This window comes from Geodermatophilus sp. FMUSA9-8, from assembly GCF_037034165.1.
In the GTDB taxonomy this organism is placed as follows: Bacteria; Actinomycetota; Actinomycetes; order Mycobacteriales; family Geodermatophilaceae; genus Geodermatophilus; species Geodermatophilus nigrescens.
On the sequence record NZ_JBAGKE010000011.1, the window covers coordinates 218,772 to 227,933 of the forward strand.

A 9,162-nucleotide genomic window follows, 5' to 3' on the forward strand; every position below is an offset into this window, starting at 1 on the left:
GCCCCGGCGCTCAGGTGCGCAGGGTGTGGCTGGGTAGGACGCCGTGGGTGGCGCGGCAGGCGGCGGCGAACCGGTCGGGCCGCGAGGTGCGAACCAGCACCTCGTCCAGCCACCACGAACTCGCCCCGGAGTGCCGCGCGACGAGAACTGGCACCCCGATCGCGGTCCGCAGGCTGCCCGGGGCCACCTGGAGCGCCCCCGCCCCTCCCAGCGGAGCGCCGACCACCAGGGCGCGGGAGCGGTCCCCGGCCGACGGCTTCGCCGTGTCCTGCGCGACCACAGGGCCATGATGCCCGGCCCGGATGGGCCACCACGACGGATCCGTGCGCGATGTGACCCCCGGCCGCGATCGGGGCCTCGATCTGATCGAGTCCCCACCCGCCACAGCGTCGAGGGCGGTGAGGGACCGGTGGGCTCCCGCCTCGGACGTCGGGTGGTGTTCGAGCGGGCCTGACGTGGATGCGTGGCTCGACGCGCGTCGACGGGCCGGGACCGGCTGACGGACAGCCGCGGCCCGGCTCACCGGTGGGGCAGCCGCTCTCCGGCCAGGGGGCTCCGTCGACCGTCAACGGCGTCCAGGACTGGCTGGATCGCTTTCCTGGACCGTGTGCCGCGGGTTCGGATCCTGGCGGGGCACCAGCACCTCACCGCAGGTGCCGCGCGAGGAAGCGGTCGACGTCGTCGGCCTCGAACGCGGGGACGCCGGTGTGCCCGCCGGTGTTCGCGTGCAGCGTCTTCTCCCGCGAGCCGAGGGCGTCGAACAGGTCGAGGGCCGCCTGCCCGTCGTTGCCCTCGTCGTCCCACTGCAGCAGCACCAGCAGCGGGACCGTCACCCGCCGGGCCTCCTCCAGCACGAGCCGGGGGACGTAGCTGCCGGCGAAGAGCACGGCGGCCGCGACGCGCGGGTCGACCGCCGCCAGCCGGACGCCGATCGAGACGATGCCGCCCGAGATCCCGACCGGGCCGCCGAGCCCGGGCAGCGCGAGCAGCTCGTCGAGGGCGGCGCGCCACTCCGGCACCGCCGCCTCCACCAGCGGCAGGACCAGACGGTCGACGATCCCGTCGTCGACCGGCCGACCGGCCGCCAGGGCGCGGTGCAGGTCGGCGCGGGCCGCCTCGGCGGCGGCCGAGGGCGGCCGCTCCCCGGCGCCGGGGAGCTCGAGGGCGGCCGCGGCGTACCCGGCCGCGAGGCAGTGCCGGGCCCGGGCCAGCAGGCGCGGGTACATCCGCGCCAGCCCGCCGGGGTGGCCGAGCAGCACCAGCGGGGCCGGTGCGGAGGCGGGCGGGGGCGTCCAGAGGACGCCGGGGACCCCGCCGAGGGTGGACCGGCGCTCGAGCGCGCCGTCGTCGATCCGGTGTTCCGAGGTGGTCTGCACGGTCGTGCCCTCCGGGGGTGCGGACGGCGCTCCCGGGCGGCCTACCGCCCGGCCGTGTCCCCGCGGGGGAGCACCCACGTCTGCCTGTCCACGGGTCCTCCCTCCTCTGCGTCCGGCACGGCGGGGGCGACCGTAGCCCGGCCGGGCCGGCGCGGCGACCGGTTTCCACGACCCGCCGTCCTCGGACGCGGCACCGGTTGCCCCGCCACGCGCCCGGGTACCGCCGCCGCGGGCACGTGCCCCGGCCCGCCGCGCGGACGCCGGCCCGTTCCCGCGCGCGGGGCCACCGCCCCGCCTCCCACGACGCGCCCGAGCAGAGGGCACGCGCCCTGCCGGCACCCGGGACCCGTCCCGCCCCCCGGCAGGCGCCGTCCCGACCTGATCGGAGCCTGCCCGTGCCCTCTCCCCCGCCGCCGGGCGACGCCGGCACGGACGCCTGACCAGGACCGTCCGGGCACCGGGGAGCGCGGCGACCGCCCTCGCCCGGGTGCCCGCATCCCGGACCGGCGGACCGCTCGCACGCCCCCGGCCGCGCCGGCACGCCGTCGTCGCGCTCGTCGGGCTGCTCGCCGTCCTCTACGCCGGCCTGACGGCGGCGGTGGTCCTCGGCGACCACCTGCCCGACCTGGACACCGCCGTCCTCCGCTGGCAGCCGGCCACGCGCTGGCCCGCGCTGGAGCCGCTCGTCGACGCGTGGGTCCTGCTCGGCCAGCGGGCGATCTGCCTGGCCATCGCCGTGGCGGCGCTGCTGCCGAGGACGCTGCGCGACCGCGACCTGCGCCCGCTGCTCGTCCTCGGCCTCGCGACGCTGCTGGTGAACGTCACCGTCGGGTCGGTGAAGCACCTGCTCGGCCGGCTGGGGCCGCTGCAGCTCGGGCACGGCGCACTGGCTCCGGGCGGCAGCGAGGTGTTCACCGACGGGACGATCTTCCCGTCGGGACACACCGCCAACGCCGTCGTCACCTGGGGCGTCCTGGCGTTCCTGGCCCGGCGGGGCCGCCGCTGGGCCGCCGGGCTGGCGGTCCTCCTGGCGGTCACGGTCGGGCTGACCACGGTCTACCTCGGCACCCACTGGGTCTCCGACGTGCTGGCCGGCTGGGTGGCGGGCGGCCTCGTGCTGCTCGTCGTCCACCTGTGCCGGCCGGCCCTCGACCGGGCCCCGCGGTGGCCCCGCGGGGCCGGGACCGGCCGCCGTGCCGCACCGCGGTGACGCCGCCCCCGGCACCCGCGGGCCGCCGTCCTACCCCCGCGCGCCGGCCCCCGTCCGGTCGCCGGGCGACGTCCGGGCGAGCGCCATCGACAGGGCCACCGCGACGACGATCCCGATCACCGGCGGGATGCCGACGCCCAGCTCGCCGCTGAGCCAGGCGAGGAACGCGGCCACCGCGTAGGCGGCGAGGTTCGGCCACCGCAGCGCCGGGGGCACGTGACCCTCGGGGAGGCCCCGGCGCCACCGGGCGAGGAAGTCGCCGATGATGACGCCGCCCAGCGGCGGGATGAACGTGCCGAGCAGGACCAGGTAGTCGACCAGGTGGTCCTCGACGCCGGCCAGCGCCAGCGCGGTGGCGATCACCGACCCGCCGACGACGAACGGCGCCTTCCTCGGCCGGTCGAACAGCTCGGCGCCGGCCACCCCGAAGGCGTAGGCGGTGTCGGCGTTGCTCTTCCAGAGGTTGCCGAACAGCAGCACCAGGCCCCAGCCGACCAGGCCCAGCTGGTAGAGGACGAGGACGAAGTCGCCCTCGCCGAAGGTCAGCGCCCCGACCGCGCCGAAGAACACCATCAGCCCGTTGCCGACGAGGAAGCCGATGACGCAGGCCCACACGGCGTGCGAGCCCGTCCGGGCGAACCGCGTCCAGTTCGGCGCCTGCGTGCCGGCCGAGACGAACGTGCCGACGACGGTGGTCACCGCGACGGCGATCGCCATCGACGTCGTCGGCTCGATGCCGGCCAGGCCGCCCCACCCGCCGACCTCCTGCAGCGAGCGCGCCAGCACCCAGAACGCGAGGACCAGGATCAGCGGCGTCGACACCAGCGACACCCAGTACATGCCCTTGTAGCCCCAGTACGCGGTGGCGCACATCAGCGCGCTGGTCGCCACCATCACCGCGGCGCGGGCGCCGTAGGACTCCCAGCCGAACGCCTCGGCGGTCAGGTCGCCGATGGTCCCGACGACGACGCCGTACCAGCCGATCTGCGTGCCGCCGAGCAGGATCGAGGCGAGCTTCGCGCCGCGCGAGCCGAGCGTGTACCGGGCCATGACGACGGTGGTCAGGCCGGTGCGCGCGCCGATCCAGCCCATGACCGCGACGTAGGCCCCGAGCACGAGCGACCCGATGGCGATGACGAGCAGCAGGTCGCCGAAGGAGAACGCCGGGCCCAGGGCCGCCCCGGCGAGCATCGTCGGGGTGAAGACCGTGAACCCCAGCAGGACGACGGCGACGGAGAAGAACGACTTGCGGGCGTGCGCCGGGACCGGCGTGACCGGGTAGTCGGGGTCGACGACGGCGGCCTCGTCGGCGCCGGTCACGCGCCCGTCGGTGCGCGGTGCGCTGCTCACGCCTCCTCCCCGATGTCCTCGTTCCAGATCTCCGGGCGCTCGGAGACCATGCGGCGCATCAGCTCGACGCACTCGGCGTCGTCGAGGACGGTGAGCTCCACGCCGTGCGAGCGCAGCAGCTCCTCCGACGCCCGGAAGGTGCGGTTCTCCCCGATCACGATGCGGGGGATCTCGTAGAGCAGCGCGGTGCCGGCGCACATGAAGCAGGGCGAGAGCGTCGTGTAGAGCACGCTGCTGCGGTAGACCGACGCCGGCTGGCGGCCGGCGTTGTCGATGCAGTCGGTCTCCCCGTGCCGGATGGGACTGCCCATCTGCACCCGCCGGTTGCGGCCGACGGCGAGCACCCGGCCACCGGAGACCAGCGCGGCGCCGATCGGCACGCCGCCCTCCTCCCAGCCGATGCGGGCCTGCTCGATGGCGAGGCCGAGGTGGAAGCGGTCGAGCTCCTCCGGGGACAGGCCGGGGGGTGCGCTGGGCAGGGGCACGGTGGTCACAGGCTCTCCTCGGGACGTCGTCGTGACCTCGCAGCGAAGTCGCCGCGCGCCCGCGGGACAAGGGACACCGCGTGCGGCCGAGGCGGCCGATCCCTTGACACGGTGTCCGCCGCCCGGCCACGGTCCGCGGGTGCTGCCGACCGTGGCCGAGGTGCTCGAGCTGCCCGCCGTCCGCGCCGCCGCGCCCGAGGTGCTGGCCGGCGACCCGCACGCCGCCGTCGTCCGCTGGGTGCACTCCTCGGAGGTCTACGAGATGGCCGGCCTGCTGGCCGGCGGGGAGCTGCTGCTCACCACCGGCCTCGGGCTGCACGGCCGCTCGGCGCAGCAGGTGACCGACTACGCCGAGCAGCTCGCCGACGCCGGCTGCACCGCCCTCGCGCTGGAGGTCGGGCGCTCCTTCGCCGCCGTCCCGGCGGAGCTGGTGGAGACGGCGCGGCGCCGCGGGATGGTGCTGCTCGCGCTGCGCGAGGTGGTGCCGTTCGTGCGGATGGTCGAGGACTTCCACGAGCTGCTGCTGCGCCGGAAGCTGTCCTGGCGGCGCGCCGGGGAGCCGGTCTGGCAGGAGCTGCTCGGCCTGGTGGTGTCCGGGCAGGGGCTGGCCGCCCTGCTGCACGCCACGTCCCGCCTGGCCGACTGCCCGGTGGAGCTCCTCGACGTCGACGGCCGGGTGGTCGAGCGCAGCAGCCCGCACGGGCTGGACGACTCGGCGGAGCGCTGCGGGGCCGAGGTCCGCGGCCCGCACGGCCCGGTGGGCCGCCTGGTGCTGCACGGCCGGGCGACGCCGCGCCGGAGCGGGGTCGCCGAGCGCGCGGCGGTGGCGGTCGCCCTGGAGCTCGGCCGCCACCCCGACCCGGGCTCCCGCCCGTCGCTGGCCCAGGCGGTGGTCACCGACCTGGTCGCCGGGGTGCTGGTGTCGGCCGGCGACCTGCGCGACCGCCTGGCCGCCGCCGGCTGGCCGCACCCCGCGGGCACGCCGCTGCTGGTGGCCGCCGTGGAGCTCGACCGGCGCACCCCGGCGAGCGAGGCGGTGCCCGCGGTGCGCGAGGCGGCCGAGACCGTCCTGGGCCGCTGCCTGGCCGGGGCCGCCGGCAGCAGCGTCGTCGTCCTCGGCCGGGGCTGGCCGCGGTCGGCGCAGCGGCGTCAACGGGAGGCCGCCGAGCGGATGCGGGCCCTGCTGTGCGCGGGCACGCCGGACCCCGCCGTCCGGACCGTGGCGGTCGCCGACCCCGTCGCCGACCTCGCCGCCGTGCCCGACGCGGTGGCCGAGGCCCGCGAGCTCGTCGCCATGACCCGCCGCATCGGCGGCCGGCACCCGGTCGTGCTGGCCCAGGACCTCGCCGTCCACCGGCTGCTGGCGGGCAGCGTCGACGGCGCCGCGCTGGCCGCGTTCGTGACCGCCCAGCTCGGGCCGCTGCTCGACCACGACGCCGCCCACGGCACGGACCTGCTGCGCACCCTCGACGCCCACGTGGCCACCGGCATGAGCAAGACGCGGACGGCGGAGGTGCTGGGCATCCGCCGGCAGACGCTGTACGCGCGGCTGGCGCGCATCGAGCGCCTGCTCGGGGCGCCGGTGGACGAGCCCGGCCAGCGCACGCGGCTGGGCACGGCGCTGTCCGCCTGGCGGGTGCGCACCGGGCTGGACCCGCAGACGGTGCCCGGCCGGCCGCACTGACCACCCGTCCGGGGGTAGGGACGGCGGCATGGCACTGCGCAACGCGGCCGTGGCCGCCGGCGGCCAGTGGGTCGACCCCGAGGACGGCGTCCGGTACCCCTCCGGTGAGGTGCACGCCTGGGACCCCGGGCGCAACGAGACGGTGTGCGGGCTGTCGCTGTCGCGCTCCCGGCTGACCCGCTTCCCGCACGTGACCTGGGCCGACGTCCAGCCCGAGTCGGGCCGCCACGCCGAGGAGGTGCAGGCGGTGTGCCGGCGCTGCCGCGCCGGGCTCGGCGGCCGCCGGGACGAGCGCCGCTGGACGCGGACCGACCCGCGCCCGTGACCTCCCGGCCGCGACGCGCCGGGGGGACACCCCGTCGAGGGGAAACACCTGCGGCTGCGAGGCGTTACCGTCTCTGATGCACGTCGTGACCCCGGCAACGGCGCCGGGGCGATGCGGAGGTGGCACAGCAGCGATGGAGACCACGGTGGTCGACGTCCCAGAACGGGGACGCTTCGAGGTGCGGGTCGGCGAGCGGGTCGTCGGACTGGCCAGCTACCACGTCGAGGACGGCACGATGGCCCTGCCGCACACGGAGGTCGACCCGAGCATGGGCGGCCGCGGCATCGGCACGGTCCTGGTGAGCGGCGTGCTCGACGCCGCCCGCGAGCGCGGGCTGCACGTCCTCCCCTACTGCTCCTTCGTCCGCCACTACATCCAGCAGCACCCGGAGACGCTGGACCTGGTGGCCGACGACGACAAGCCGCACTTCGGTCTGGCCACCGCCGACACCTGACCGGCCGCTGGCCTGCGGCGTCGCGCCCGGCCACCTAGCCTGGCGGAGGTGCCCACCGCGCTCCTCTGGTTCCGCCGAGACCTCCGGCTGAGCGACCACCCGGCCCTCGTCGCCGCGGTCGAGGCCGCCGGCGCGGACGGCGCCGTCGTGCCCGTCTTCGTCGTCGACCCGCGGCTGTGGGAGCCGTCGGGCCGGCCGCGCCGGCAGTTCCTCCGGGACTGCCTCGCCGACCTGCGCGAGCAGACCGGCGGGGCGCTGGTCGTCCGGTCCGGTGACCCGGCGCGGGTGGTGCCCGACCTGGTCCGCGAGACCGGGGCGGAGAGCGTGCACGTGTCCTTCGACGCCGGCGTGTACGGCCGCGCCCGCGACACCGCCGTCGAGCGGGCGCTCGGCGAGGTCCCGCTCGTGCGCACCGGCTCGCCCTACGGCGTCACGCCCGGGCGGCTGACGAAGAACGACGGCACGCCGTTCAAGGTCTACTCGCCGTTCGCCCGGGCCTGGCGGGCCCGCGGCATCCACTCCCCCGCGCCCCGGCCCGACGCCATCCCGTGGGCCGAGGGCCTCCGCTCGGAGGACCTGCCGCCCGCCCAGGACCTCGACGGCACGCAGCTGCCGCCGGCGGGCGAGGCCGCGGCGCACGACGCCTGGGCGCTGTTCCGCGAGCAGCGGCTCGCCGGGTACGCCGACACCCGCAACCTGCCCGGCACCGCGGGCACCAGCCGCCTGTCGCCGCACCTGAAGTACGGCACCCTGCACCCGCGCACGCTGGTCGCCGAGGCGGAGCCGCTGGCCGAGGACCACGGCGAGGCGGTGGAGCGCTTCGTGGGCGAGCTGATCTGGCGCGACTTCTACGCCGACGTCCTGTGGCACCGGCCCGACACCGCGCACGCGGCGTTCAACCCGGACATGCAGCGGATGCGCTACGACACCGGCCCGGTCGCCGACGAGCACTTCGCCGCCTGGGCGGAGGGCCGCACCGGCTACCCGATCGTCGACGCCGGGATGCGGCAGCTGCACGGCGAGGCCTGGGTGCACAACCGGGTCCGCATGATCGTCGCGTCGTTCCTCACCAAGGACCTGCACGTCGACTGGTGGCGCGGGGCGGTCTACTTCCACGACCACCTCGTCGACGGCGACATCGCCAGCAACCACCACGGCTGGCAGTGGGTCGCGGGCACCGGCACCGACCCCTCGCCGTACTACCGGGTGTTCAACCCGACCCGGCAGGGCCAGCAGTTCGACCCCGACGGCACCTACGTGCGGCGCTGGGTGCCCGAGCTGCGGGACGTCCCCGACCGGTACGTGCACGAGCCGTGGACCATGCCCGGCGGCCCGCCGGACGGCTACCCGGCGCCGATCGTCGACCACGCGGAGGAGCGCCGGGTGGCGCTGGCCCGCTACCAGGCGGTGCGCGATGCCTGAGGGCCACACCCTGTACCGGCTGGCGAGGGAGCAGTCGGAGCTGTTCGCCGGCCGGCCGGTGCACGTGACCAGCCCGCAGGGGCGCTTCGCCGCCGGCGCCGCACTGCTCGACGGCCGCGTCGTCGAGGAGGTCACCAGCTACGGCAAGCACCTGTTCGCCGACTTCGGCGGCGACGTGCTGCACGTGCACCTGGGCCTCTACGGCACCTACACGACCGGCGTCGGCGACCCGCCTCCCCCACGCGGCGCGCTGCGCATGCGCTGGGTGGCCGACGGGCCGAAGGGCGAGGGCGTGTGGACCGACCTGCGCGGCGCGACCGCGTGCGACGTCCTCACCCAGCCCGAGGTCGACGCGATCCTCGACCGGCTCGGCCCCGACCCGCTGCGCACCCGGCGCGGCGGGCCCCTGTCCTACGCGAAGGTCGGCCGCAGCCGGACGGCGGTCGGCGCGCTGCTCATGGACCAGGCGGTGCTGGCCGGCGTCGGCAACGTCTACCGCGCCGAGATCCTCTTCCGGCACCGCATCTCGCCGTTCCGGCCGGGCCGCGACGTGGGCGCCGAGGAGTGGCAGGCGGTGTGGGACGACCTGGTGGTGCTCCTGCGCGCCGGCGTCCGGATGGGCCGCATCGTCACCACCCAGCCGGCCGACCGCTCCCGCCGCTCCGGCGCGGTGCGCCGCGAGGACGCGCACTACGTCTACCGGCGCACCGGCCTGCCGTGCCGGATCTGCGGCACCGAGGTGCGGACCGAGGAGATGGTCGGCCGCAACCTCTACTGGTGCCCCGTCTGCCAGGCCGTCTGAGGGAGCTCGGCGTCGCCCAGCGGTCGGCCACCGGGGTCACCCGCCGGCGGATGT

General features: G+C 76.8%; 10 protein-coding genes. 6 read left to right on the forward strand and 4 right to left on the reverse strand.

Annotated features, from left to right (window positions below):
- Positions 1-10: 10 nt before the first annotated feature.
- Together WA616_RS21330 and WA616_RS21335 are read right to left on the reverse strand one after the other, a co-directional pair.
- A complete protein-coding gene (locus WA616_RS21330) occupies positions 11-280 on the reverse strand; it encodes a hypothetical protein (protein ID WP_336032996.1) in 270 nt (89 codons plus the stop codon).
- A gap of 364 nt (positions 281-644) precedes the next feature.
- Positions 645-1,376 carry a hypothetical protein gene (locus WA616_RS21335; RefSeq protein ID WP_336032999.1) on the reverse strand — a complete coding sequence of 244 codons (732 nt, stop codon included), beginning with the start codon at positions 1,374-1,376 and terminating at the stop codon, positions 645-647.
- Between the two features lie 487 nt (positions 1,377-1,863).
- Here WA616_RS21335 and WA616_RS21340 point away from each other — a divergent pair, with 487 nt between their 5' ends.
- A complete protein-coding gene (locus WA616_RS21340; protein WP_336033002.1) occupies positions 1,864-2,586 on the forward strand; it encodes a phosphatase PAP2 family protein in 723 nt (240 codons plus the stop codon).
- A 30-nt stretch (positions 2,587-2,616) separates the two neighbouring features.
- Here the strand turns inward: WA616_RS21340 and codB are convergent, their stop codons facing one another.
- Positions 2,617-3,936 (reverse strand): cytosine permease, encoded by a 1,320-nt coding sequence (gene codB / locus WA616_RS21345; protein ID WP_336033005.1) that lies wholly within the window; start codon positions 3,934-3,936, stop codon positions 2,617-2,619.
- Positions 3,933-4,430: a nucleoside deaminase gene (locus WA616_RS21350; protein ID WP_336033007.1), complete on the reverse strand. Its 498-nt coding sequence runs from the start codon at positions 4,428-4,430 to the stop codon at positions 3,933-3,935. The genes codB and WA616_RS21350 overlap by 4 nt, the downstream gene beginning before the upstream one ends.
- Before the next feature lie 130 nt (positions 4,431-4,560).
- On the opposite strand from WA616_RS21350, the gene WA616_RS21355 reads away from it, so the two are divergent.
- The 5 genes from WA616_RS21355 (at position 4,561) to WA616_RS21375 (ending at position 9,108) form a co-directional block, all read left to right on the forward strand.
- Complete coding sequence (locus tag WA616_RS21355; protein WP_336033010.1) at positions 4,561-6,105, forward strand: helix-turn-helix domain-containing protein; 1,545 nt, start codon at positions 4,561-4,563, stop codon at positions 6,103-6,105.
- A gap of 28 nt (positions 6,106-6,133) precedes the next feature.
- Positions 6,134-6,430: a hypothetical protein gene (locus WA616_RS21360; RefSeq protein ID WP_336033012.1), complete on the forward strand. Its 297-nt coding sequence runs from the start codon at positions 6,134-6,136 to the stop codon at positions 6,428-6,430.
- A 133-nt stretch (positions 6,431-6,563) separates the two neighbouring features.
- Positions 6,564-6,884 (forward strand): GNAT family N-acetyltransferase, encoded by a 321-nt coding sequence (locus tag WA616_RS21365; protein ID WP_336033015.1) that lies wholly within the window; start codon positions 6,564-6,566, stop codon positions 6,882-6,884.
- Between the two features lie 48 nt (positions 6,885-6,932).
- Positions 6,933-8,306, forward strand: coding sequence for a cryptochrome/photolyase family protein (locus tag WA616_RS21370; RefSeq protein WP_336033018.1), 1,374 nt, complete (start codon positions 6,933-6,935; stop codon positions 8,304-8,306).
- A complete protein-coding gene (locus WA616_RS21375) occupies positions 8,299-9,108 on the forward strand; it encodes an Fpg/Nei family DNA glycosylase (RefSeq protein ID WP_336033021.1) in 810 nt (269 codons plus the stop codon). Before WA616_RS21370 ends, WA616_RS21375 begins: the two co-directional genes overlap by 8 nt.
- Positions 9,109-9,162 lie beyond the last annotated feature (54 nt).